The 23,241-nt window shown below is 49.7% G+C and carries 24 protein-coding genes; 18 read left to right on the top strand and 6 right to left on the bottom strand.

Features of this window, described 5'->3' with window-relative positions:
- Nucleotides 1–101 precede the first annotated feature (101 nt).
- Together FOE74_RS03100 and FOE74_RS03095 are read left to right on the top strand one after the other, a co-directional pair.
- Nucleotides 102–2,438: a GAF domain-containing protein gene (locus tag FOE74_RS03100; protein ID WP_149097127.1), complete on the top strand. Its 2,337-nt coding sequence runs from the start codon at nt 102–104 to the stop codon at nt 2,436–2,438.
- Between the two features lie 97 nt (nt 2,439–2,535).
- Nucleotides 2,536–3,081: an O-acetyl-ADP-ribose deacetylase gene (locus FOE74_RS03095; RefSeq protein WP_149097126.1), complete on the top strand. Its 546-nt coding sequence runs from the start codon at nt 2,536–2,538 to the stop codon at nt 3,079–3,081.
- A gap of 130 nt (nt 3,082–3,211) precedes the next feature.
- Here the strand turns inward: FOE74_RS03095 and fabV are convergent, their stop codons facing one another.
- Together fabV and FOE74_RS03085 are read right to left on the bottom strand one after the other, a co-directional pair.
- On the bottom strand, nt 3,212–4,402 hold the full coding sequence (fabV, locus tag FOE74_RS03090) for an enoyl-ACP reductase FabV (protein WP_149097125.1): 1,191 nt from the start codon (nt 4,400–4,402) through the stop codon (nt 3,212–3,214).
- A gap of 150 nt (nt 4,403–4,552) precedes the next feature.
- Nucleotides 4,553–5,269, bottom strand: a complete 717-nt coding sequence (locus tag FOE74_RS03085) for a phosphatase PAP2 family protein (protein WP_149097124.1) — start codon at nt 5,267–5,269, stop codon at nt 4,553–4,555.
- 555 nt (nt 5,270–5,824) lie between these two features.
- On the opposite strand from FOE74_RS03085, the gene FOE74_RS03080 reads away from it, so the two are divergent.
- Nucleotides 5,825–7,231 (top strand): tyrosine-type recombinase/integrase, encoded by a 1,407-nt coding sequence (locus FOE74_RS03080; protein ID WP_149097123.1) that lies wholly within the window; start codon nt 5,825–5,827, stop codon nt 7,229–7,231.
- A 16-nt stretch (nt 7,232–7,247) separates the two neighbouring features.
- Here the strand turns inward: FOE74_RS03080 and FOE74_RS03075 are convergent, their stop codons facing one another.
- Nucleotides 7,248–7,889 carry a hypothetical protein gene (locus FOE74_RS03075; protein WP_149097122.1) on the bottom strand — a complete coding sequence of 214 codons (642 nt, stop codon included), beginning with the start codon at nt 7,887–7,889 and terminating at the stop codon, nt 7,248–7,250.
- Nucleotides 7,890–8,188: 299 nt separating this feature from the next.
- On the opposite strand from FOE74_RS03075, the gene FOE74_RS21140 reads away from it, so the two are divergent.
- Nucleotides 8,189–8,344 (top strand): hypothetical protein, encoded by a 156-nt coding sequence (locus FOE74_RS21140; protein WP_188686300.1) that lies wholly within the window; start codon nt 8,189–8,191, stop codon nt 8,342–8,344.
- Between the two features lie 34 nt (nt 8,345–8,378).
- On the opposite strand, the gene FOE74_RS03070 is transcribed toward FOE74_RS21140, so the two are convergent.
- Complete coding sequence (locus tag FOE74_RS03070) at nt 8,379–9,281, bottom strand: hypothetical protein (RefSeq protein ID WP_149097121.1); 903 nt, start codon at nt 9,279–9,281, stop codon at nt 8,379–8,381.
- A 167-nt stretch (nt 9,282–9,448) separates the two neighbouring features.
- On the opposite strand from FOE74_RS03070, the gene FOE74_RS03065 reads away from it, so the two are divergent.
- From FOE74_RS03065 to FOE74_RS03020, 11 genes are all read left to right on the top strand, one after another.
- Nucleotides 9,449–9,637, top strand: a complete 189-nt coding sequence (locus tag FOE74_RS03065; protein ID WP_188686303.1) for a hypothetical protein — start codon at nt 9,449–9,451, stop codon at nt 9,635–9,637.
- 281 nt (nt 9,638–9,918) lie between these two features.
- Entirely contained in the window at nt 9,919–10,458 is a 540-nt protein-coding gene (locus tag FOE74_RS03060) for a hypothetical protein (protein ID WP_149097119.1), read from the top strand.
- 89 nt (nt 10,459–10,547) lie between these two features.
- A complete protein-coding gene (locus FOE74_RS03055) occupies nt 10,548–10,802 on the top strand; it encodes a hypothetical protein (protein WP_225840606.1) in 255 nt (84 codons plus the stop codon).
- A 6-nt stretch (nt 10,803–10,808) separates the two neighbouring features.
- Entirely contained in the window at nt 10,809–11,105 is a 297-nt protein-coding gene (locus FOE74_RS03050; protein WP_149097117.1) for a helix-turn-helix domain-containing protein, read from the top strand.
- Between the two features lie 65 nt (nt 11,106–11,170).
- Nucleotides 11,171–11,713: a hypothetical protein gene (locus tag FOE74_RS03045; RefSeq protein WP_149097116.1), complete on the top strand. Its 543-nt coding sequence runs from the start codon at nt 11,171–11,173 to the stop codon at nt 11,711–11,713.
- Between the two features lie 55 nt (nt 11,714–11,768).
- Nucleotides 11,769–12,899, top strand: a complete 1,131-nt coding sequence (locus tag FOE74_RS03040; RefSeq protein ID WP_188686307.1) for an AAA family ATPase — start codon at nt 11,769–11,771, stop codon at nt 12,897–12,899.
- A gap of 90 nt (nt 12,900–12,989) precedes the next feature.
- Nucleotides 12,990–14,273, top strand: a complete 1,284-nt coding sequence (locus tag FOE74_RS03035; protein WP_149097114.1) for a DUF6965 family protein — start codon at nt 12,990–12,992, stop codon at nt 14,271–14,273.
- A gap of 26 nt (nt 14,274–14,299) precedes the next feature.
- Nucleotides 14,300–14,431, top strand: a complete 132-nt coding sequence (locus FOE74_RS21535; RefSeq protein WP_262713738.1) for a hypothetical protein — start codon at nt 14,300–14,302, stop codon at nt 14,429–14,431.
- Nucleotides 14,431–14,808 (top strand): hypothetical protein, encoded by a 378-nt coding sequence (locus FOE74_RS03030; RefSeq protein ID WP_149097113.1) that lies wholly within the window; start codon nt 14,431–14,433, stop codon nt 14,806–14,808. Before FOE74_RS21535 ends, FOE74_RS03030 begins: the two co-directional genes overlap by 1 nt.
- 144 nt (nt 14,809–14,952) lie before the next feature.
- Nucleotides 14,953–15,180: a hypothetical protein gene (locus FOE74_RS03025; protein ID WP_149097112.1), complete on the top strand. Its 228-nt coding sequence runs from the start codon at nt 14,953–14,955 to the stop codon at nt 15,178–15,180.
- A 64-nt stretch (nt 15,181–15,244) separates the two neighbouring features.
- Nucleotides 15,245–15,571, top strand: coding sequence for a hypothetical protein (locus tag FOE74_RS03020; protein WP_192576583.1), 327 nt, complete (start codon nt 15,245–15,247; stop codon nt 15,569–15,571).
- Nucleotides 15,572–15,610: 39 nt separating this feature from the next.
- Here the strand turns inward: FOE74_RS03020 and FOE74_RS03015 are convergent, their stop codons facing one another.
- Complete coding sequence (locus FOE74_RS03015) at nt 15,611–16,549, bottom strand: hypothetical protein (protein WP_149097110.1); 939 nt, start codon at nt 16,547–16,549, stop codon at nt 15,611–15,613.
- 98 nt (nt 16,550–16,647) lie between these two features.
- Nucleotides 16,648–18,657 (bottom strand): hypothetical protein, encoded by a 2,010-nt coding sequence (locus FOE74_RS03010; RefSeq protein ID WP_149097109.1) that lies wholly within the window; start codon nt 18,655–18,657, stop codon nt 16,648–16,650.
- A 1,013-nt stretch (nt 18,658–19,670) separates the two neighbouring features.
- Here FOE74_RS03010 and FOE74_RS03005 point away from each other — a divergent pair.
- The 3 genes from FOE74_RS03005 to FOE74_RS02995 all read left to right on the top strand — a co-directional run bounded on the left by FOE74_RS03005 (nt 19,671) and on the right by FOE74_RS02995 (nt 23,235).
- Nucleotides 19,671–20,081, top strand: a complete 411-nt coding sequence (locus FOE74_RS03005; protein ID WP_149097108.1) for a hypothetical protein — start codon at nt 19,671–19,673, stop codon at nt 20,079–20,081.
- An 86-nt stretch (nt 20,082–20,167) separates the two neighbouring features.
- The gene (locus FOE74_RS03000) at nt 20,168–20,410 is read left to right on the top strand and encodes a hypothetical protein (RefSeq protein WP_229726140.1); all 243 of its coding nucleotides are present in this window, start codon (nt 20,168–20,170) and stop codon (nt 20,408–20,410) included.
- Between the two features lie 83 nt (nt 20,411–20,493).
- Nucleotides 20,494–23,235 carry a tape measure protein gene (locus tag FOE74_RS02995; protein ID WP_225840605.1) on the top strand — a complete coding sequence of 914 codons (2,742 nt, stop codon included), beginning with the start codon at nt 20,494–20,496 and terminating at the stop codon, nt 23,233–23,235.
- Nucleotides 23,236–23,241 lie beyond the last annotated feature (6 nt).

The raw sequence follows: 23,241 nt of genomic DNA, 5'->3' as shown, positions 1-23,241 counted from the left end.
TTCCTGCCTGTAAAACCGCTTACTTTACGTGGGTAGGCTACAAATACCACAGATTGTCTTATTTTGTATCTGGCTTATGATTTTTCCGTTTAAAGCCCTGTATGCAATCCAATCACTTCCAAATAAGCGTTTCGTCTTTTCCCTTCAAGGCACATCTCAGCCTTAAACCCATTATCACCTACTGGCAGCAGTTTCAGGATGACTGCAAGAGCAGCTTCATGCTGTGCGCGCAGGAGATCAACCGGCAATTGAAAGAACTGCCTGAGTTATTGGAGCCCATCACTGACCTCACCAAGCTTGACTCGCGGCACCATTGCCTTATTGACCTGCTCATGACGGCTATTTTTCCACCGGCCACGCACCAGTCTGAGGCCAGCGGCGCCGTGGGGCCCTTGTATGACGCCAGCTTTTACCATACCCAGCCGTTCAAGCAGATCATTCTCAACGACCATAATCACCTCAAGCGCCCGCTCAACATTGATGAGCATGGCATGCTGTTCAACCGGGTGCGCATGTTGTACCTCATGATCCTGGAGAAATTCTACCAGGTGCAGGTACCGCACGAGGAGTTCCTGATCTATACCGTACCGGATTACCAGCTGGGGCTGTACCGCCACTACAACGTGGTGCTCAACACCATGTTCCTGGACATCACCCCTATCAAGGAGCTTCCCAAGCTTTCAGAAGACGATATCCAGACCATGCTGGAGGACATCCGGGACATGGACATCTGGATGGAGCTTCTGCCTCCTGAGCATTTTGAGGTAAGCGGGTTCTACATCATGAACCTGGTAGACGTGACCGATCAAGAGGTACTTTCATCCCTCAAAAACGATTTGCTGGAGCGCGATGTCATGTTGGCGCCTGACCGGTTTGAGCAGTTGCAGGAAAAGATCAGGATTCTCTTCAAGCGGCCGCACCTGCAGCTGGGCGTGGCGGCTTTCCATAAGAACAAGAGCGCCTTCGTGAACTTCGGCAATAAGATCAACCACAGCTTCCTGCTGCAGAGCGAGATCACCAGCTCCAGTTACGCCGGTTTCAAGGCCATCTATGATGAGTTGGTGGTAGAGGGCGTGCCGCTGGTGGTCAAGAACGTGGAAACCAGCCATGAGCTGCCAGAGGGCGTGCGCGAGGAGATGCTCAGCATGGGCATCCGGAACATTGTGCTGGCCTTGCTTCGCTACGGCGATGAACCCATTGGCATTCTGGAACTGGGCTCGCCCAACCCTGGTGACCTGGACAACTTCTCCATTGCCAAGGTAGAGCAGTTTCTGCCGTTGTTCTCCGTGGCCGTGAACCGCAACTCAGAGGAGATTGAGGCGCGGGTACAGTCAGTGATCCGGGAGAAATTCACGGCCATTCACCCCATTCTGGAATGGCGGTTCAGAGAGGCAGCCCTGAACCTGCTGGAGAAGATGAACGCTTCGCCCGGCGGCCCTACCCCAGAGATGGAACCCATCGTGTTTTCAGACGTGTACCCGCTCTATGCCGTGGCAGACGTGCGCGGGTCCAGCACCGAGCGTAACACCGCCATTCTGGGTGACCTCATGGAACACCTGCACCTGGCTGAGCTGGTATTGAAAAAAGCTGTGGAAGTACATTCCCTGCCCATTCTGGATGAGCTGCGGTTTTCCGTAGCCAAGCACCTGCGGCAGCTGAAGAAAGGGGTATTGGTGCAGGACGGCATCATGATCTTTGAGACCCTGCGTACGCAGGTAGAGCCTATGTTCCAGTTCCTGGAGGCTACGCACCCAGACCTGGTCACGTATATTCAGGCCTACCGCGAAGCCATGGACCCTCACCTGGGCATTCTTTACAAACGCCGCAAGGCCTTTGAGGAAAGCCTCACCCTCATCAACGAGACCATCACCGAATACCTGGAACAGGAAGAACTCACGGCCCAGGAGATGTACCCGCATTACTTTGAGCGGTTTGTCACCGACGGGGTGGAGTTCAACATCTACGTGGGCCAGTCTTTGGTGGGGAACCAGCCGTTTGACCTCATGTTTTTGCGCAACCTGCGGCTCTGGCAATTGATGGTGGTCTGTGAGGTGGCCCGCCGCACGCATGCCCTTAAACCGCAGCTGAAAGTACCCCTGGAAACGACCCAACTCATTTTGATCCACAGCCAGCCCCTGGCCATCAAGTTCCGGCAAGACGAGCGCAAGTTTGACGTGGACGGGGCCTACAACATCCGGTATGAGATTGTGAAGAAGCGCATTGATAAGGCCCTCATCCGGGACACTGAAGAGCGCCTGACCCAACCCGGTAAGATCGCCATTGTCTATTCCCAGGCCCGCGAGGCCAATGAGTACCTGGAATACATTGAATACCTGCAAAACAAAGACGTCTTGACCGAGGGCATTGAACAACTGGAAGTGGAGGATTTACAGGGTGTCAGCGGCCTCAAAGCCCTGCGGGTGCAGATCAAATGCTAACTTACCGGGAAGGCGAAACCCACCGGTCTGCTTTTCTGCCCAGTAAACTTTACAACCCCTTTTAGGCCTGATTTCTCAAAAACCACCTGAAAACGCTATGGCTAACTCTGGCTCCCTCTCATTAAGAATCAAGCTCCTCCAGGGCGATATCACCAAGGTAACGGCAGATGCCATTGTCAACGCGGCCAACTCCAGCCTGCTGGGCGGCGGCGGCGTTGACGGTGCTATTCACCGGGCGGGCGGCCCTGCCATTCTGGAAGCCTGCCGTAAGATCGTGGCCCGCCAGGGCGGCTGTTCCCCCGGCGAGGCCGTCATTACCACGGGGGGCAACCTTCTGGCACGGCACGTCATCCACACGGTGGGCCCCGTATGGACGGGCGGACAGAAGCGGGAACCAGAGATCCTGGCCAATTGCTACCGAAACTCCCTGCAGCTCGCCCAGGAGCAGGATCTGGAAACCATCGCTTTCCCCAACATCAGCACCGGGGTGTATGGCTACCCCAAAGACAAAGCCGCCACCGTGGCGGTGCGCACCGTGGTGGATTTCCTGCAACAGCACCCTCTTCCAAAACAGGTGCTCTTTGTCGTGTTTGACGAGGAGAACCGGCGGTTATATGAGCAGGAACTGGCCGCCATTGAGTGAGCCCCTTTTCGGGCTGAAATCAGAAAAACACCGCTAAAACAAAGGGCAGACTTCCACGTGGAAATCTGCCCTTTGTTTTAGCGGTGTTTCAGGAAAAAGACGGGGTAAACCAGCCTCTGAAAACGTGGGGTTATACCAAACCCGGTACTTCCACCACCTCGTTCACGTCCTTCTCATAATCAATCCCTTCTACCTCAAACCCGAACAGGTGGAAGAAGTCGGTCTTGTAGCCGGGCAGGTCGCCAATCTCAGGAAGCGTTTCAGTGGTGGCCTGGGCCCATAGGGCGGCTACCTCAGCCTGCACGTCTTCGCGCATCTCCAAGTCATCAATTCTGATTCTACCGTTCTCATCCAGGGCAACCTCGCCTCCGGTGTACAATCTTTCCTGGAACAAGCGCTGGATCTGCTCAATGGTGCCTTCATGGATTCCTTTGGCTTTCATCACCTTGTATAACAGGGAGATGTACAACGGAATAACCGGAATAGCGGAGCTGGCCTGCGTTACCAAGGCTTTGTTCACTGACACGTAAGCTTTCCCGTTCAGGTCTTTCAAAGTGTCGGTGATGCTGAAGGCGGTAGCCTCCAGGTGGTCTTTGGCGCGGCCAATGGTTCCTTTGCGGTACACGGCCTCTGTGAGGGCTGGTCCAATATAAGAATAGGCAACCGTGGTAGCACCCGGCGCCAACAGGTCAGCAGCTTTGAGGGCGTCAATCCACATGGCCCAGTCTTCACCACCCATCACGGCCACGGTGTTGTCAATATCCTCTTCAGAGGCAGGTGTGATGCTCACCTCGGTCACGTTGCCGGTATGGAAATCAACAGTTTTATTGGAGAACGTCTGGCCAATAGGTTTCAGCACGGAGTTATGCACCACTCCGGTCTTGGGGTGCACCCGGCGCGGCGATGCCAGGGAATAGATCACCAGGTCCACCTGCCCCAGGTCGGCCTTGATCAAATCCAGCGTTTTCTGCTTGATCTCGTCAGAGAAGGCGTCTCCGTTGATGCTCTTGGCATACAGGCCGGCGGCATGGGCGTGTTTCTCAAAGGCGGCGGTGTTGTACCAGCCTGGTGATCCGGGTTTTCCCTCCGCCGACGGTTTCTCAAAGTAAACCCCAATGGTGGCCGCATTGGCGCCAAAGGCGCTGGTGATTCTGGAAGCCAAGCCAAACCCGGTGGAAGCGCCAAGCACCAACACCTTTTTAGGGCCCTCTACGGTTCCTTTAGATTTCACATAGTTGATCTGGTTTACTACGTTCTGTTCGCATCCTTCAGGATGGGCAGTGAGGCAGATAAAGCCGCGTACTCTGGGCGTAATAATCATATAAGGCTCGTTAAACAGATGAATCTGTAGAATAGTGTTGTCTGTTGCAGACGTAAAATTGCCATTTTTATTTACAAAACCCACCAGAAAGACTTCTTTGGTGCGCGCCGCGCTGGAAGGGCCATATTTTCTGAGGGAATAGACGGATTTTCAGACTTCCTGCTCTACCTGTTTCTCCACCTTTCGGCCCAACCGGCGCTGCAGTCTGTTTAGCAGGTAGATGGCCAGAATAAGCCAGAAAATGCCCGCGGCCCAGCCGGCCAGCACATCTGAGGCATAGTGCACGTTCAAATACACTCGGCTAAAGCCGATGAGGAAGATCCAGAGGGCCAGCAGCGCGCACAAGACCCACCTGAGCCACCGCGGGCGCACGTTGGTCCAGACCAGGTACACCAGCAACCCCCAGAACGCCCCACCAATCATGGCATGCCCGCTGGGGAAACTATTGCCGCCCTGCTCCAGAAAGGCCGTCTCTGGGCGGGGACGCCCAAAGAGGAACTTCATGGTTTGGTTGAAAAGCGTGGTGGTGGCCGAGATGGCAATGATCTTGAGCGAGTAAAAGCGCCATTTCTCAAAAACCAGGAAAAAAAGTGCCAGCCCCAAGGACCCGAAGATGAGGAAATTCTTTGACCCGAAAAACGTGATGAAATACATGGCGTCGGTGGTCTCTGGGTCGGTGAGGTCGGCGGCAAAGGCGAAGGCCGCCTGGTCCAGCTTCTTTTCCTGCTCCACGAACACCACCGTGGCCATCCAGAAAAACAGGAGCGCCGACCCTATGAACACCAGCCACGCCACCACCATCTGCAGCGAGACCACCGCTAGAAAAGCACCTGTTTTTTTACCAGACTGTTCCACCCTGTCCTCCATAGGCAACGCTTGTTGTTTTGGGTTTGTACGCAAGAGTGCCCCCCGCAAGATACACGCCACTTCAGCTTCCTTTGGGAGGAGCTTAAAATCTAGGCAGGTAGTTTCAGCGCTACTTTCTGATAAACTGCCCTAATTGACTTGCGGCGGCAAGGGCGTGCGACAACAAAGGGAGGGGTGATAAAGACCTGAGGTAAGCCAGAAACTTGGACCGGAAGATGGCACTTCACGCCATACGGTCACCGGAGCACAAGCGGTGGCACCGGTTACTCAGGGTGAATGGCCTTCACTGGCACGTATGAGCCGGCGCCGGTGGTGTGCTTATGCGCGTTTTCTGCTCTTTTTCTTTGAAAGGGGCGTAAAACAAAAAGTCAGCTTCCAAAGAAGCTGACTTTTTAAAAGTGCGCTGGGGGAGACCCGAACCCTTTTAACTCTATAGGAATCAATAGGAAACAAAACCTCTTCAAGAGCTTTCGATACGCCTTTTTTATTCATACTTTAGCATCAATACCTATCCATTCACGCACACCATTACGCACACTTTCCACGCACACCGACATGGAGACTCGCTTCTACCTGCACACCAAAGTCAACAAGAACGGCGAACAGGCCATCTATGCAGAGATCCGTTCTCCCTGGCTGAGGGACTCTTCCAGCGACCGCCATGAGCTCCGGATGTCTACCGGATACTCCTGCCTTGCAGAGCATTTCAGCAAGGAGGGGCAAAAGGTGGGCACCAAACAAAAGGACGCCAAGGTGATCAACAACCACTTGCGCCGCTTTGAGTTGGTAGTAGGCCAACAGCTGGAGATAGCCCGGGTGAACCGTACCCCGGTGTCTCCCACCGAACTAAAGCAGTCTGTGCTGGCTGACATAGCCCCAGAGAAGTTGATCGCCAAGGACAAGTCTAAAACAGGTGCCACCGGCAAGGTAATGGAAAGAAAGCCTGTTACCTTCCGGGATTGGTACGAGATATGGGCAAAGAATAACCGAACAGAGCTTTCTGACAAACACATCCGGCATGGAGCCCGGGTACTGGAACATCTGGAGGCTTTCTATGGGAGCCCCTTTACCGCTGAGAAGATAACAGAGGAATTCATTGCCGACTACCGGGACTACCTTGCAGAGGAGGAAGAAATATTTGATTCCACCGCCAACAAACACATAGGGTTTATCAGGAGCGTTCTGGCACAGGCCGGGATTAGCACTTCTGGGAAGTGGCTCAAAATTAAACGCACCAGAGGCTCCAGGGGGATTGTCTTCACGAAAGAAGAGCAAACGTTAATCAGGGCCTTCAATCCTGAGCAGATGCCAAAGGAGCAGCTTATGACCCTGCCGAAGAAGGATGGCGCCAAACCCAAGGAACTGCGGGCGCAGAATGAGCGCACAAGACGGGAAACCCTTGCCCTTGCCCGCGACCTCATGCTGTTCATGTTCAAGACCGGCCCTCGCCACTCAGACCTGAAGAACCTGGAGAAGAGCGACCTGCATACCTTTGATTTGCCTGATGGGCGCCAGATTAAGGTATTAGAGTACTACCAGATAAAGAATGGTAAACGCAGGCAAGACCCTTGCCGGGTGGCCTTAGATGAGGAGGCTCTGGCCATCATAGAGAGATACGCGGATAGATCCTCGAAACTCCTACCAGTACCCTCCAACCAGAAACTTAATGACGCCTTGAAGGAAGTATGCCGGCTGGCCGGGGTGAACTCACCTATCAAGCGGGTAAGGTACCGGAAAGGGGAAAGGGTGGAAGTTATGTTTGAAAAGTGGGAAGTGGCCGCCTGTCACCGCTGCCGGGCCACCTGTGCGACCAACCTGTTTGAGGGCGGGGCCGATGACCGCACGGTGCAAGATGTGCTGGGCCATGAAGACCCCAGATCCACGCAGGTGTATGTCAGGAACGCTGATCGGGAGCAGTTCGCCAAGACCCTGGCAGCTTTTGAGCGGCTGGGGCAGAAGTGAGCTAACCATAAATTCGCTATACCGGCCACATATTACGAATAAAGTAATCAGGCTCCTTCTTCAGGGCGGTAAAACCACACCTTTTATAGAAAGCGTTCATACTCTTTTGCGCCACCTTACGATCTTGAACCAAGTCATCAAGTCTTAACCTTTTTCTGAACCAAAATGGTCTATAAGTACTCTTCAAAGGCTCACACTGCAGCGGAAAGCTCTTAAAGGCAAAATACCCACACCTCCCTTCGAAATGCTTGACAAGGCCCCTCAATGTCTCCTCTCCAAATCCTTTTCCCCTGAACTCCGGGTAGATGACAAATTCTTCTCCCAACAAGATATTGTCAAAGAACGCCTCCCCTACCTGGTTCTTTATTTCTTCTCGCAAATCATCTGTTTCCTTATCAATAAACCATGAGGCTAACGCTGAGAAGTTGTCAACTGCCCAAAAGGAGCTCAGACCATTGTTTAAGGCTAGGGTTAAATTGCAATAATAAAACTTTATATACCCAATCTTAACCGCGCCATTAGGATCATCCATTGGCTGTAAAATAATGTCGCACTTCAGCTTATCGACGGCATGCGAATCATCAAGCATATCAGAAGTAGGGACATCAGTATTGTACTTAAACTTTAAAGTGAGGAAATGCTCTGGTAATTTTTGCATAGCTGTTCAACCGACTCTCGCCGGGGTTTAGGTGAAAAATGGATCAAGGGGGTTTCCCCAGAATTGGGGAGACATAGAAGGGAAGGCCAGTCCTGATTCGCAGGAACCGGACAATAGCTTGTGTTGAGGTAACGAGCGGATTCGAACCAACCTTCAGAGTCTTTCTCTGGGTAATTTTAAGGGCAGAGGCTAACACACTGATACTCAAGTGCACGTTGGTTCGATTCCAAATGGGATCGAACCTGGGCCAGGGGAAGGTGAGCATTGGCCATTCTTGAAGCTTGGCCGTAATGGGGGTTATGAAGAGACTTGTAAAGGCTTTCCTGGATGAGTTGGCCCACCTGTTGTTTGGTGGAGAGGAAGATGAGAAACTGGATAGAAGGGGATACTTTCTGATGGGGTTGTTGCTGGTGATAGTGTTTGTGGTATTCTGGAGGTTCAGGGATTCTTTATAGAATGAATTGTTCGAACGGTTAACATAATCATGTACTACTCTCTTGCAATACCCATGACATCCATCAACAAAAGCATATTTGATCTCTCCCTTTTTAGGTAAGTTACTGACATCTCTTGCATTACTATGTGATTATCAATTTCTCGTACACGCTCAATAAGGGTTTGTATTATATCGTTTTTTGTCATTTTTGGATATCTTTTTTCATACCACTCTTTCATATTAATCAACTCTTCCGTCGAAGCTGTCTCCACGTTACTAATTTTTACATTTAGAGGGAACTTAGATATAATGGCAGACCTCACCTCCCACAGTTCAAGAAGTTCATCTACATCCACACTCCTTGTTTGCTCCCCTCCAGTATCTGGAGTACCCACCTGTGAATATATCTTATTATCCTCCCTTTCCAAGAATCGGCCAACATATATGGTTGATTTCGTAACAAACACATATGGATGTCCTTTTACTAAAAAGGAATTCATAAAGCTACTAGTTTGGGCAATCACAAAAGAATTAGAGTGTAGTGGCCTTATGTAATCCATATTAAGGACCTCAAAAACTCTAATATCCTTCCCGCTCATTTCCTTCAAAGGCAAAAGCATGTAAGGCAGATTATCAACATATCCATTTTTGGTGATACCCTCTATATATTGTTTATGACTTTTACCGCTTACAATTTGAGCTTGGTAGGTTGTAAGATACATTGATCCCTCTCCCCTAATCAACCATTCTGCCGATACATCTGGGAATGCTTCCAAAATCTTAAACAATTGTTCATACCCTGGAACACTCACTCTTTTGCTAGTACTACTTCCTTCTTCAGCCGGTAAATAAGTTCCAACCAACGGAGCTGAGATACCTATTTTTCTAGCAAAAGCAGAGTTATTACCACCACAGTAGAAATTAATCAAAATTTTAATGCGCTCATTTATAGTCATTTATATAATATTTTTAAAGAATTGTTTCTCCAAATAAACTTTTGTTTTGTTTGTATGTAAACAATACTTTATAATTGTATAACAAATCGCTCAAAAACAAATATACACCAAATACTTGTCCTATGCCTACCAGCTGCAACACCTCTCCCACTAGGCTTAAAGACCTAATGCCAGAAAACTATGGAAAGATACTGCGTGATCGCTGTGGCCTGAAAAGCAGGCAACGGGTTTATGACGTAGTGAGCGGGGAGATTAAGGGGAATAAGATTTACTCGGAAGCAATCAAACTGGCTGCAGAAACAAAGGCAGCCCGGGAAGCCGAGGAGAATTTACTCAAGAAGTTAGTTGGTGCTTAAGTGATAGTTCGGCAGGACGCCGCAGACACTCTTTTAACGCCCAATAGTACCAATTGTTACATTAATTCAAACATTTAACTAAAATAAACAAAGCCATGAATACCCAAATAATTCAACGCAGTACATTGTTGACTCCTTTCAAAAAGTCAATCACTCAACCCACAACCAAATCATTCCACTCTTCAAACACAAGGAATTCAGTTATCAAAAGTGCTCTATTAACTGCTAAGCCGGCCCACAAAAGGGAAGAGCAAGTTAAGGAAGCTGCCTTTGAGAAGCGGATGGTGGCCCTGAACATGAAGCACGGCAAAAGGGCCCTGGATAAGCTGGCCTCCCTTACCGGGCTCTCCAGGAAAGACTATGGCCTTTTCCTTAAGCGCCTTCAGGAGTCGGGCGCCGAGGAAGGGGAGGTACTGCGTGAAAGGCTACAAGGCATGCTGGACTCCTACTTCCAGAAACAGGAGCTCAGGGCCAGGCTAGAAGACCTTCGCAGTACCCGCTCCCACAGGAGAAACCTCGCTCCTTACTCCGTGACAGCCCGTATGGTCGTGCTGGCCAAGGATCTGTACCGCATCGGAGAGATGGACTTCAAGGAGAACTACGCCTTCATCTGGAACCAGGCCGGCGGGGGGTATGACAAAAACAGCAGGCACAGCCATGAGTGGCAGAAAATGAAGCCTGAGTATATGGCTTCTTTCTCTAACTGGTTCCTGGAAAGGCTCATGGCTACGCACCCCTCTTATTCCAGCCCCGAGGTGGCAGAGAAAAGAATTCACTCCCTCCTGCTGAAACTGGATCATTTCAAACCCATCATCCCTTAGCCATGGAAGTCCAGCAACGCCCTACAGGCCTCCTCAGTGTCGCGACGCGCCTGACACCCGGGCAAAGGATAGACCTCCGGCTCTCTGCTATGAAAGACCCCGCCTGCACCCTTTTGCTCATGGGGAAGGAACTCTCCAATAGGAAGATGATCAACCAGCAGGATTATGACTACCTCAAAGGGATCTACCTCCGGGACGTGCCTGCCACTGCCGAGGAGATTGAAGACCTGAAGGAATACTACCTCACTAAATTAAAAGCATGCTGCAGTTGGTATGCCACCCCGGATGAAGCAAGGGAACGCATCCTCAGCCTCATTATCAGATTAGAGCACCTTAACCCATAGCAGCACATGAAAGCAGAAGTCATCATTTCGCACAACGGGGCAAAGCTTATCCTAAATGAGGAGGGGCAACAGGAGGTGATTCACCTTGCGGCCGAGAAGCTAGCCGGGAAGCTGGCCGAAGAAGAGTTCCGGAACAGGGTGTACACCATCCCTCAACTCGCCAAACGCCTGGAGTGCTGCCGAGCCACAGTTGACAACCTGATCAACGAAGGGAAGATCAAACTTGGCCCTACCCTGGGGAAGTCCAAAGGCTATCGGGTGGCAGAAATGGAAGTGCGGCGGTTCCTGGGGATTGCCCGCTAATGCAAAAGAGACGGTTGCAGCCGTCTCTCTCACCAATTATTAAATCATAAAAGCAAGACAAAGATATGGAAACCAAGACTAAAATCAAATCCCCAGCTCATGGGGGTTCCTTCAGGCTGCCAGTTTTGAGAAACTCCAAAGCAGTAGAGGGAGACAACCAGCTTCCCTGGGTGGGAAGTTATTTTGATATTCCCAAGCCTGCCTATCAAAGCAATGAAGGAGCCACCCGATATATGGAGGCCGAGATCCATATCCTTCTCAAAGACCTGGGGGTGGTGAAATATTCCATTCAGGAAGACTCGCTGTTTGGCCGGGTGGAAGGGAACAAAGGCACTCCAACACAGATAGGTCTTGGTGACCCACAAGACATTGCCATGCCACTTAAAGACCTTGCCTTCAAAAACCCCGATGCGATTGCTTTTGCGGTCTACTATAACATGGTAAACCCCAAGACCGGGGAACGCAAAAGATGCATGGCAGCGCCAGAAGTGAGCCTGATGATCAAGATAAATAAATACACCTGGCAGTGGGTAGACGAGGCAGGCAACAAAGGTTTGACCCTCATTCCAGATGTAGTCAAGATACGGCACCCACACGTTTTCTGTTAGACCAAAACTATCCGGAATGATAACCCACCCAAGTACCCACCTGAAGACCCAGAACATGCCTTTAGACAAACTCGCCAAGCAACCATTCCAACATCAGGTGAATATCACCCCGGATCTGGCCAGTTCTGTCTTTAATCCCCCTAGCACTCCTCCATTGTTGCGACTACTACAAGCGGCGAAGGTTGACTTGGAAGTTGAATTACCAGCCCCTCTAGTTTTCATCAGGATCTCAGGCAGTGCCTTTGCCACTGGGGGTAATTTCTCTATGCTGATTGGCAAGGCAAAAAGCAGGAAGACCTTTTCGGTTTCGGCTTTCCTGGCCTCAGTGGTGAAGAACAGCGCGGTGTTGGGCAACATCCAGGGTTCACTACCGGAAGAGCAACGGGAGGTCATCTTCTTTGATACAGAGCAAGGGACTTACCATTCACAGAAATCCGCCAGGAGGGTGCTTCGCTTATCAGGATTAGAGAGGCCGCTGAATTTCAACACCTACAACCTAAGGAAGCATGGTGCGGCCAAAAGACTGGAGATCATCGAGTTTGCTATTTACAACACGCCTAACCTTGGGTTTGTGGTGATAGACGGCATCAGGGATTTAGTGTCTTCTATAAATGATGAGGAACAGGCTTCCATGATGTCTAGCAAGCTGCTCAAATGGACGGAGGAGTTGAACATCCATATCCTCTGTGTTCTGCACCAAAATAAAGGGGATACCAATGCCCGGGGCCATTTGGGTACAGAGCTACAGAATAAAGCAGAGAGTGTCCTGTCCATCACTAAAGACACCCAAAACAATGAGATTTCTATTGTGGAGGCCGAGTATTGCAGGGATAAAGATTTTGAACCCTTCGCTTTCCAAATAGACGAATGCGGTCTACCTGCCATAGTGGAACATTGGAATTCTTCAAAAGGTGGAAATGAAAGAAGGCAGGCACTAATGCCAGCTGATGTGCATGTTGATATGCACAAGGGGATACTTGAGAAAGTGTTTTCCCAAAGCCCAGAGCTTAAATATGGCGAGCTGGTTCATCAGGTCAAACTTACCCTTGATGAGTTAGGCACTAAGGTAGGGACTAATAAAGTAAAGGAGTTTGTGCAATGGTATCAATCAAAAGAGATGATTTTAAAGGGAGGAATCGAAGGCACATCCAAAGCACATTACACACTAAACTCTAAACTGGTCTGAAGACTGGTTTAATGTGCCTATTACATATAGGCACTTAAACCACTAAACCAGTCCAATTAACCTAGTTTAAACCAGTTAAACCGGCATTAAATGGAAAGCATACTAAACGTACAAGTAAGTTGTTTTGCCAACTACACATCGGCGGAGAACCCGGCCGAGGTGAACCTGCTACAGTGGCTAACCTCGGATAAATACCGGGAGCAGGTAGAGCTGATCCGTACTCTGGAAGCGAAGGAGGAACGCGATAGGATAAAGGCAACCCTGCCAGCTATCACCCCAGCCGGCACCTTCACCCAGAGAGCCCAGGATCACCTGATCAAACACAGTGGCTTTCTGCAGTTTGACATTGACTGGAAGGAGAACACCCACATCACCAATTACCAGGGACTGAAGCAGCAGATCTGCAATATCCCCAACGTAGCCTACTGCGGCCTATCTGTTTCCGGAAAGGGGTTCTGGGGCCTAATCCCTATCGCTTACCCGGAGAAGCACCGGCAGCACTTTGAGAGCCTAGAGAAGGCCTTTGCCCACTTCGGCATTGTCCTGGATCCCGCCCCTAAGAATGTCGCCAGCCTCCGCGGGTACAGCTATGACCAGGAGCCCTATTTCAACCACCAGGCTACTATCTACCAAATGTATGAAAAGCCGGAAAGAAGGACTTATTCAGGAGTTTATGAAAAAGGGAGTGAAAGAGAAAAAGTAGATGCATGCCTGGCTGAGATAGAAAGGCACCGGGCAGACCTTACCGGCACATACACAGCCTGGTTTGAGATCGGGTGCAGCCTGGCTAATGCCTTTGGAGAAGACGGCCGGGTCTATTTCCACCTGGTGAGCCAGTATCATCCGGATTACTCCAGCCACAAGACAGACCGCCAGTACAATGCCTGCCTGAAGGGAAACAACACCTTTACCATCGCTACCTTCTTCAACTACTGCGCACAAGCTCAGATTAGATACAAAGATTTAGTAGAAACAGAAACAAAGCTACGGACATATGAAGTACCGTTACCACCTGCGCAGGAAATCATATCATCCGAAAAAGTAGAGAAAGAAGTTGAACCCTCTAAACCCGCTATTGAAAAACCCGAGAAGGCTGCCATTTACCAGGTAAAGGAGCTGAAGCCATGGGACGTGGAAGAATTGGAAAGCTTCTTTGAAAACGCCTCCCTCCCCTCAGAATCTATCCAGCTGCTTCCTTGGGAGAAGATCACCGACCCTCAGCAGTTCATCCGCTCCCATATTTCCTACATCAAAGCCAACAATGGCAAGCGATCCACCCTGCCACACTTTGAAAGGCTAACAAGGCTTAAGGCTATCCTGGAAGGAACTGCCTTGCAGATCCGGCACACTCCCCTGCTCCACAGGGCAGCATAAAATATACTAACCTTAAACCCGTACCCATGAATATTGAGAAAGACAACACCCGCCATTTTATGCCACGGCCCAACGAGACACAAACCCTTAAGGAGGTGTTAGGGGCCCTTGCCTTCATGATGGAGAATAACCAGATCCCCACGGTACGCCGGCATTAGTGAACATCCTTAATGCTGTAGAAGGCTTTGACAGTGGCGCTATGGCTACCTTCAAACAGACCATAGCAGGAAAAATGCATCATGATAAAATAAACTACCCTTCTCCAATTGAAACCTATGAATTGTGGGAGGAAGATGAAAAGGCTGCAGAACTAGGCCTGCAATACAAAGACATTTACGGCCAACCTTTAGGCTTTGTGCCCCCATTTGCGGAGCAGATTTCCATGGTGGCTGATAAAACATTCCCAACGCCAGCAGTCGCCGCCGAGCAAGAGGAACAGTATGACGAATATGTTCTCTCCGCATCTCAAATAAAGTTGATCTGCAAAGCTCTTGACGCTCTTGTAGCTGCCAAAGGAGAACAACTTACTGCATAAGAAGATAAGGAGATAGACTACCTCTGCCAGTGTTTGGCTTAAAAGGTAAACATTGGTAAACAGCATGCCCCTCTTGCTCATGACATGAGGGGCTTTTTATTTGAAAAAGTGGTATCTTAAGTGAAATATTTTAAATATTAAAACATGGATAATATGGAAGGGTTCATGCGTGATGCGCAACGTATAACAGCACAAACTGTATTAGGCGTGAAATTAAAGGAGAACCTGGCCGACGTAAGGGCCACTATTTCTGAATTGGATTTAAAAATGGAATCTGAGAAACTGCAGGAGCCAAACGGATATACCCGACTTAAGTCAGAATTGCAGAAAATGGAAAAGAATATCCTGGAAGAGATGCAGTCAAATGAATAGACTACTCTGGGTTGGCCTGACTGCTATATTGGCTTCCTGCAGCAAAGAGAAGGCTAGGCCCAAGGTGTACACGATCCTAATCAAGCAGGAACTCCCTAATCTGACCGGTTCTGAGTTGGAGCAGGAGGTCAAAGAGGACACTATCATGGCCATCAACGACACCGTGGCTTACCAGAAGGCTTTGAGGGCCTTTCAAGCGGAAGTAATCACCGATGAAAACTTGGACTACAAGATGGGCCGCAGCCTTGGTTTCAGGCTGCAAGATTCATTAGGCAGGGATGTGATAGACGCCCTCCCCAGAGCTGTGGTGGATAGCTTAAATACCCAGGCAGCGGCGGTGGAAAAAAGGTATCGGGAAAAAGAAAAAGCAGAAAAAAGCCCCACTATTTAGCAGGGCTCTCTTTGAAGATGTGAGGTCACATTTGAAATGTTACCCCCCATTCGCTTTGATTGCGGCCTCACTTGCCCGTACCCCGTTGTCAATGCTGGTCAACAGTGGCGGTAGGCTAGTCAGGATCCTGGTATGGATAACCAACTCTTCAGCGGTAAGGCGGGTATTACGATTGATTTGCTCCAGTTGCCGTAGTTTATCCATCCCCAACTGCATATAGTCTGTTGAATTGGTGAACTGCGTTTCTAGCAGCCTCCTGATCCCATTCACATCCAGGCGAAGGCCCATGAACTGGCCAGCGATTATACTCCCGGTTTCTTCGGTTATGGAAGACTTGATCTGCCCCGCCAAGCCTTTCTGGTTTGGGTCATCAACCGACCCAGCCCCCGAACCAAAATTTATGCCTGCTATATCTTTTAAAGCATTGAATTCCTTAGATGCGTTCTCTATGATAGCATTATTGGTGTCTCTTAGAGTTTTTATCTCTTCTGCAGTCAAGCCTACCCCATTGTCATCCAACTCAGCGAATTTGGCGAACTCCTCATAGAATTTAGCCAACGGCTTTTCCAGCGCCTTAAAGGGCAGACTTTGGATGATGGCATCCCGCATCATATCTTCAAAATTCTCCGTGAAGAATTTCGCTTCTTCCTCAGCACTGGCAAAGCCTTTCCTGAACCCTGCGGCCATACTGTCCACGATACTGGAGAAGGTGGTGCCCGTCACGACCTCTTTCAGCTTCAGCTGGTACTGCTCCAATTGAGCTTCAAAGTCCTCATAGGCTTTGATCAGCTCCCTTACCTGTTCTACCTGCCCGTTGAAGGTTTCCCCCTTCTCAATCTGCCGGTACAGCAACTCGATCCGCTTCTTATTTTCCTCCAGCACCTCGGTCAGGGTGTTCAAGGTACGGTCTGGGGTGCCGGTCTGACCCCTGCCGCCCCTTATCCTTATTGAGTTGTGGGCGGCAATTTTATTAGCCATGTTGCAAACCCTGCCTTCTTGGTGGGGTTTTTTCTTGGTCATTCTATAATCTATATTTATGTATATATGTAGTTATGTATTACTATCTTTCATCTTATTTAAAGTGACACTAGTGCTGATCTTTCATTGCATTTGTTTATCAGTTGCACCTGAAATTTATAATCTGGTGGATAACCAGCTGCCAGAAATTCACGAGGTGTCAAATTAGGTAAGCGGGAGCAGGCTCCAAAAGGATGTGAAAAATAAATTCGAACTACACCTTTGTTAACCGTTCCAGATAACAGACTAGCAGTATATGAGTTATAAGCAATTCTATTATCTGGTTGATTTGTGAAAGAATAATATAACCGAACTGGATAACAACTTGACAATGTATCTTCACAATAACCACTACCAGAAAATGCACTAATGCCGGGGCCTCCTGCCGTAAAAGAAATATCAAAGTATAATCCAGTACCACCACACGAAATTGATATATCAGAAATCACAGGAATATTGGGTTGGGTTGGGTCGCAGTCGGTGGCCCTAGTCTGAAACCTGATAGGGGATCCCTGCATGTCGTTCCCTTCTTTATCCAACATATCCGCCCTGATGCTATAAGTGCCAGCTTTGGCAGGCAGTTTCCAGGAGTTTGTGGCTTTACCCTCACTGTTTGTCGGGGTTCTGGCGGATAGAATCTCTCCATTCCCACTCGTCACGATCCAGGTAGCCTCAAACTGCCCTAAATCCACCTCATCAAACGATGAGATGACCTTCGTCTCCACCACAGGCCTTACCTCCGAGCTTACTACATACTCAGGCTGTACGCTGCTAGCCATGCCCTTGAACTCGACCCACCCAGGGACAAGCTTGCCCTTATAGACCTGCATTTTGTTTGACATGACCACCGGATCGATGTGGGCCAACACAAAGGGGGTCAACTCTGTTACGTCCTTGGCAAAAGCGATCCCTTCAAGTACTTTCAATAATGCATTTGTTTGTGACACTACTGCCTTCGCTATCACTGCTCTATTCATCAGAATAGTGGTGCAACCTTTATTATCTATCCCCGCAAGGACTCCATTCATAGCAGTATCCACGACTTTTTTGAACATGTCCAATGCCGAGAGATTTGCTCCTCCTGCTAACTCCATGACGGTTGCTGTCACATCTACTTGTATAGACCCTGCGATGGCTGCTACACAATCATTTCTGCTTTCCGAGCCCATCCTGCCAAAAATGGCACCCATCAGCGCTTTAACTAATCTACTAGAGAGCTCGTAAAAATTTTTGGAAGTTGCCTTCTCATGGGTTTGGTTTAGGTTCACGGTGTAATAGTCATCCTTCAAACCTAGCTCTGACAAGGGTTTTGAGGCCCATTGGGTAAGATGAATAGGATTTGGGTCAATGAGGGTGGAGACAGTATTGCCTCCACCTATAGGGACAAACTCGGCATACACGTAGCTATGAACCTGATTGACTAGGGCTCCACCGCCTTTTTGTGGAAGCCAATCTTTGAATTGTTTTACAACTCTCCTCATTTTCTTGCCATCCGCAAGGTTGGGCTCACCGAGGACATTTTTTAGTATATAGCTGTTCAGCTCCACTAACTTCCCTGCAAAGGCTGGATCAGTGGAATAGATGGGCCTTTTACCCTTAAGGATGACATCTACCAGCAGAACAAAGTCTTGAAAAGCCCTTACCGACTTAGCATTCCTTTCGAAATTCCCCTGTTGCTCAATGGTAAGCGAATGGTAGGCAGGCACTAAAGTTAGTAAGGCTTGAGCAACCGACTCGGCGTTTACCAACACCTTTTCGCTCACGGTATCCGTCTGCACCACGGCTAGAATCTGCCCTGAAGTGTTATCTAGGAAGAATGCAGCTGACGGATAATCCTTTGGAACCCAAAGCCCCTCGTCTTTACTTCCCATTAGTGTTGAGTCCATTATACTATGGACCTCGGTCTTACTCAGGTCATAGGCCCCATCGACTACGAAGTTTATTTTCCTTGCTCCTTTGGGAACGGGTTTTACCCCTTGGGTAGGGTTCGCATCAGGGTCGTTCTTATCCGAGCAGGAAGCAAGAACCATCACAAGGAGGAATAAAAGGAAAGAGTAGGTCTGTTTCATGAACTGACATGTAAATGTTGTATATAATCTTGTAGTAAGTGCTAGCTAGGGCCTTTGACTGTTGTTGTAGAGGTAAGCTTAAGTGAATACTTAAAGCTTACAAGCTGCTTCCGTCAAGTAGCGATTGAAACTGTACGCTAGGCTCCGAGTTCCTAAATACAGTGTGGTGCCTGGAGTATTTACTCTTAATTTGAATACTTATCCCTGGTGTATTCCCTAAACAAGTGATAATTAAGAAGTTGAGACTTGAGAAGTGCCAGCTACTGGTGGCACCTGTAGAGTGTCTGGTTCAGTGTTCATAATTGCGGTACCTGCCTGTGCAAAGGATGTGAGTACAGAGAGGATAATAATCAAGGTCAAATATACTACTATAGCATACTCAGTTAAATCCAATAGTATCATTAAATTTAAACATCTCTATTGCCTTTACCTATACTTACTTGTTGGTATTTAAAGCTATGGTTGAGCGGGGTTAATGCTTGAAAGGCACCTAAAACATCATTGAGATTACTTTCATTGTATTGTTCTGAAATAGGTGTTGTAGATAATAGGAGGTTGAATTTTGTGTGTATACCTGAATTCGCAAAAGAAAGACCCCTCCACTATCGCAGAGACGCCCTTACACCTATACAAGCAACACATTTGCCTAGTTAAAGATACTGTTTTTTTTGGAAAAGTCCATTATTTTTGCTATATTTAGTAGTATATAACCTGCTGAAATACAATTATATGGACGCGATTACTAAAACAAATAGTTTAAGTATTGGAAGGCATTCCCCTACTTATCCTTTTCTCTCAGGCGTAGCAGCCTGCCACCTTATCGGGGAACAGCTTCACCTGGTACAGAGTCGGGTGAAAACCCATACTTTAGGAGCGCAAGCCCTGACTAAAGTCATGGCAGTACATCTGTCTACCATTTACTTTCCTGAGGGCACTGCGCTATTCCCTTTGCAGGGATGGTGAGCGCCTTCTCAGCCCCACAAACAAACCTATAACCTTAACACACTAGCCTTATGACACCTATCCAATTCGGTCACATCACCATTGACGGGAAGAAGCACCCTATCAAGTTCGGCATGGCCCAAAGCCGCGAATACTGCCATCTGCTCAAATGTGAGCTGAAGGATTATAACGTCCTGATGGCAGTAGATGCCGATGGCAACAACCGGATCTCAAAACTGGAGACCAATGGAGACGAAATGGTGGCCATGGTCTGGAGCGCGCTTAAGCAAGGCGCTAGGGTGGAGAAAAAGCCTTTTGACATGGACCTGGACGATGCCGCGGACATTATCGACTTCATGAACTACCATACGGAGGCCTGGACTGAGTTCTTTACCGTCATGCTTGATGCTACAAATGAGGTGCCCACAAGCCCAAACGACCAACCGGGGGCAAAGACTCCGGAAATGAAAACAGTAGCCTAGACTGGCAACAGGTCTTCAAGATTGCCTACGGTGTCCTGAACCTGAAACCGAAGGAGTTTTGGTCCCTAAGCTGGCCAGAGTTCTGGATGCTTTACCATGGGTGGGAGGTGAGAAGGCAGTTTGAGCATGAGCACACGCGCCTGCTCTCTACCATGATGGTGAACACCAGCATGGGGGTCAAGAAAGCCATCAAGCCGCAAAGCCTGTACTCCCTCCCTGAGATTGACGGGGTGCCCAAAGTAACCACCAAGGAAGAGTTGGAGGCCTTCAGACAGCGGCTAAGCAAGAGGTTGAATAGAGAGATACATTTCCTTAAAGTAGCCCCATAATGGCAACACTATCCGAACTTAATGTAATTATTTCAGCTGACACCAAGGGCCTTGATACCGGTCTAAATAAAGCAGGGCAGGCTTTGCAAAACCTCGGCTCCGTTGCTGAAAAGGCAGCGGGTAGGTACGTGGATTCTGCTGGGAAGCTACGGGAAGCCAATGGGCGCTTCGTTTCCTCTGCCACTTTAGCCGCTGAGGCAGCCGGGAAAACCGGTTCAGCGGTCTCCAAGTCTGCCACTAATTTCCAAAGCCTTGGCAACAGCATGAAGAGTGCCGGTGAGGGAATGACCAAGTATATCACCGCTCCCCTTCTGTTGATGGGTGGGGCTTCCATAAAAGCCTTCGGTGATTTACAGGCCCTTGAAAAGGGGTTTATTGCCACCTATAAGGGAGCCGGTGATGTAAACGAGGAACTCAGGAAAACCCAAGAGGTTGCCAAACTTCCCGGGCTTGGTTTGAAAGAAGCCTTGCAGGGAGTCGCCAACCTCCAGGCAGTTAAGTTCAGCGCTGAGCAGGCCCGTGGTACCATGATGGCCTACGGCAATGCCCTAGCCACCGTAGGTAAGGGGAAAGCAGATTTGGAAGGAGTTATCACCGCCCTTTCCCAGATGGCAACGAAAGGTAAGGTATCCGCTGAGGAGATCAACCAGATAGCGGAGCGGGTGCCTCAGATCCGGCAGGCCATGGTGGATGTATTCGGCACCGCTGACACGGAGGTGCTGCAGAAAATGGGTATCTCGGTGGAAGAGTTTGTGGCAAAAACCACTGCCGAACTAAACAAACTTCCGAAGGTTACCGGTGGGGTTAATAACGCCCTGGAGAACTTCGCGGACGGTGGGATAAAGGCCCTTTCAAAAGTAGGGGATGCTTTGAACAAGTCCTTCAATGTGGAAGGCAAGCTGAACGCCATGGGGGATGCCCTGAACGCCGCGGCTGAGGATTTCGGGAACCTGGACCCTGCCGTGCAGAAGACCATCTTCGTGGTGGCTGGCTTGGCCGCCGCAGCCGGACCTTTACTCTTAGCACTTGGCGCCATTGCAGCCGCAGCTCCCACGGTGGTAGCCGGGTTCGGTCTGATCACCACGGGTGCCGCTGCCTTGAAGGTTGCCCTCTTGGGTACTGCCGGAACAGTAGGTGTCATTGTGGCCGCGGTGGCTGCCGTAGGCGTGGTAGGCTATAAGATTGCCAAATCCATGGAGGTGAGCTCTGAGAAGGCCACAAAGGCGACTCAAGCCTATAAGGAACAAAAGACTGCCTTAAATAACCTCACTACTTCGATTAACCCTTTACTTGCCCGATACGAAGAGTTGAAGGGTAAAAGTGTTCTTACCAAGGAAGAGCAGGGTGAGCTTAAAACCATCATTGAGAAAGTAACCAATACCCTTCCTGGCGCTATTACTCAGTTTGATAAATACGGCAAGGCCATGGACATCAACGTGGGCAAGGCCCGTGAACTGGTAGCCGCCCAGAAAGCCCTTGCGGACTCTACCAAGAACGACGCCCTGAAAGAGCAGGCCAAGCAACTGCACATCAATGCTGGCGCCATCCAGGAAGTAACCAACCTGCTCAAGACCGGGGGTAGGTACCAGTCCAACAACTACGGGCAGACCACCAAGGTGGACCTTACCAAAGAGGAGAAAGCCGCCAACGCCGCCCGCCTGAAGGCCCTGCAGGAGCAAAGAAAAGCGCTGGTGGGCTTATATCGGGAGCTTAAGGGATTGCCTCCCCTGTATGCCGCCATCACACCTCCGCCGACTGATACAAAAGGTCAGACTACTGTCAATTCCCTTCTGGCAATTCAGAACCAGCTTCTGCAGAAACAGAAAGATATCATTGCCGGAGCCACGGATGAGAAGACCCTGGCCACCGCCAACGCCAGGGCAGCAGCTATCCAGGTGGAGATTGACCGCCTTGAGTCTCTGGGAGTAGCCAACACCAAAATGAGGGACGCCTTAAATGAACTCAACAAGGAGTTATTCCTGAACGGCCAATACTCACTGGCTTTGGGCGATACTTACAGTTATGTAGAGGGACGGCGCAGTGTCCTGGAGTCAGGGATCAAGAGCCTGATCAACGCCGGTTTCAGCCCCGGCTCTGCTATGGTGCAGCGCTTCAAAGCGGAGTTGGACAGCCTGCCTGAGGTGATTGACAGACTATCTCCTTCCCTGGCTAACACAGACCCTTTCTGGAAAACCTACATCGAGAACCTAAGGGAAACCGGGAGCCTCATGGGAACCCTTAAAAGCCAGCACGAGACCTTCCGGGCAGAAATAGAGGCGATGGGGCAGCAGATGGTGAAGGCCCCTGTCATCCCGCCCCCTCAGGTTGATGTGGAGGGGTGGGAAGCAGTGAAGCAGCAACTGATCGACCAAGGCGGTTCAATGAGCGACGCCCTAACCGGGGTACTCTCCAGTGGGGTTACCTTGTTTGCCGATACCCTGGGCAATGCCTTTTCAGGTGGGTTCGGCAACATGGCTTCCGTGTTCGAAAGCTTCAAGCAGGGCCTAAAGAACATCGCAAAGGAGTTCGGGATGTTTATGGTTAAATGGGGGGTGGCCCAGACCATTCTGGCAAACCCTTTGGGCCCCGCCGCAATCGTTGCCGGGGTGGCCTTGACCGCCTTTGCAGGTTCAGGTGGTTCCAAAAGCAGTGGAGGAGCAACAGGAGGAACCGGGACTGTTCCAACCTATAAAAGCCCAGCCTCAAACAACACATACACCCGTCCAGGCGCGGCTCAGACCCAAGAGGTTATTTTCAAAATAGAGGGCCGTGAACTAGTGGGAGTGCTCAGGAAGGAAGCCTATAACGCCATGAGAACAGGTTAGACCTGT

The sequence above is a fragment of the Rufibacter glacialis genome, from assembly GCF_008271745.1.
In the GTDB taxonomy this organism is placed as follows: Bacteria; Bacteroidota; Bacteroidia; order Cytophagales; family Hymenobacteraceae; genus Nibribacter; species Nibribacter glacialis.
This window is presented reverse-complemented; position numbering and strand designations above follow the sequence as displayed.

Coding starts and splice junctions, on each gene's coding strand:
- FOE74_RS03050 (WP_149097117.1), top strand. CDS start 10,809: ATGAAAGCAGAAGTCATCATTTCGCACAACGGGGCAAAGCTTATCCTA.
- FOE74_RS03010 (WP_149097109.1), bottom strand. CDS start 18,657: ATGAAACAGACCTACTCTTTCCTTTTATTCCTCCTTGTGATGGTTCTT.
- FOE74_RS03000 (WP_229726140.1), top strand. CDS start 20,168: ATGCTTTACCATGGGTGGGAGGTGAGAAGGCAGTTTGAGCATGAGCAC.
- FOE74_RS03035 (WP_149097114.1), top strand. CDS start 12,990: ATGGAAAGCATACTAAACGTACAAGTAAGTTGTTTTGCCAACTACACA.
- FOE74_RS03005 (WP_149097108.1), top strand. CDS start 19,671: ATGACACCTATCCAATTCGGTCACATCACCATTGACGGGAAGAAGCAC.
- FOE74_RS03085 (WP_149097124.1), bottom strand. CDS start 5,269: ATGGAGGACAGGGTGGAACAGTCTGGTAAAAAAACAGGTGCTTTTCTA.
- FOE74_RS03070 (WP_149097121.1), bottom strand. CDS start 9,281: ATGACTATAAATGAGCGCATTAAAATTTTGATTAATTTCTACTGTGGT.
- FOE74_RS03040 (WP_188686307.1), top strand. CDS start 11,769: ATGCCTTTAGACAAACTCGCCAAGCAACCATTCCAACATCAGGTGAAT.
- fabV (WP_149097125.1), bottom strand. CDS start 4,402: ATGATTATTACGCCCAGAGTACGCGGCTTTATCTGCCTCACTGCCCAT.
- FOE74_RS21140 (WP_188686300.1), top strand. CDS start 8,189: ATGAAGAGACTTGTAAAGGCTTTCCTGGATGAGTTGGCCCACCTGTTG.
- FOE74_RS21535 (WP_262713738.1), top strand. CDS start 14,300: ATGAATATTGAGAAAGACAACACCCGCCATTTTATGCCACGGCCCAAC.
- FOE74_RS03045 (WP_149097116.1), top strand. CDS start 11,171: ATGGAAACCAAGACTAAAATCAAATCCCCAGCTCATGGGGGTTCCTTC.
- FOE74_RS03015 (WP_149097110.1), bottom strand. CDS start 16,549: ATGGCTAATAAAATTGCCGCCCACAACTCAATAAGGATAAGGGGCGGC.
- FOE74_RS03100 (WP_149097127.1), top strand. CDS start 102: ATGCAATCCAATCACTTCCAAATAAGCGTTTCGTCTTTTCCCTTCAAG.
- FOE74_RS03075 (WP_149097122.1), bottom strand. CDS start 7,889: ATGCAAAAATTACCAGAGCATTTCCTCACTTTAAAGTTTAAGTACAAT.
- FOE74_RS03060 (WP_149097119.1), top strand. CDS start 9,919: ATGGTGGCCCTGAACATGAAGCACGGCAAAAGGGCCCTGGATAAGCTG.
- FOE74_RS03095 (WP_149097126.1), top strand. CDS start 2,536: ATGGCTAACTCTGGCTCCCTCTCATTAAGAATCAAGCTCCTCCAGGGC.
- FOE74_RS03080 (WP_149097123.1), top strand. CDS start 5,825: ATGGAGACTCGCTTCTACCTGCACACCAAAGTCAACAAGAACGGCGAA.
- FOE74_RS03055 (WP_225840606.1), top strand. CDS start 10,548: ATGAAAGACCCCGCCTGCACCCTTTTGCTCATGGGGAAGGAACTCTCC.
- FOE74_RS03065 (WP_188686303.1), top strand. CDS start 9,449: ATGCCAGAAAACTATGGAAAGATACTGCGTGATCGCTGTGGCCTGAAA.
- FOE74_RS03025 (WP_149097112.1), top strand. CDS start 14,953: ATGGATAATATGGAAGGGTTCATGCGTGATGCGCAACGTATAACAGCA.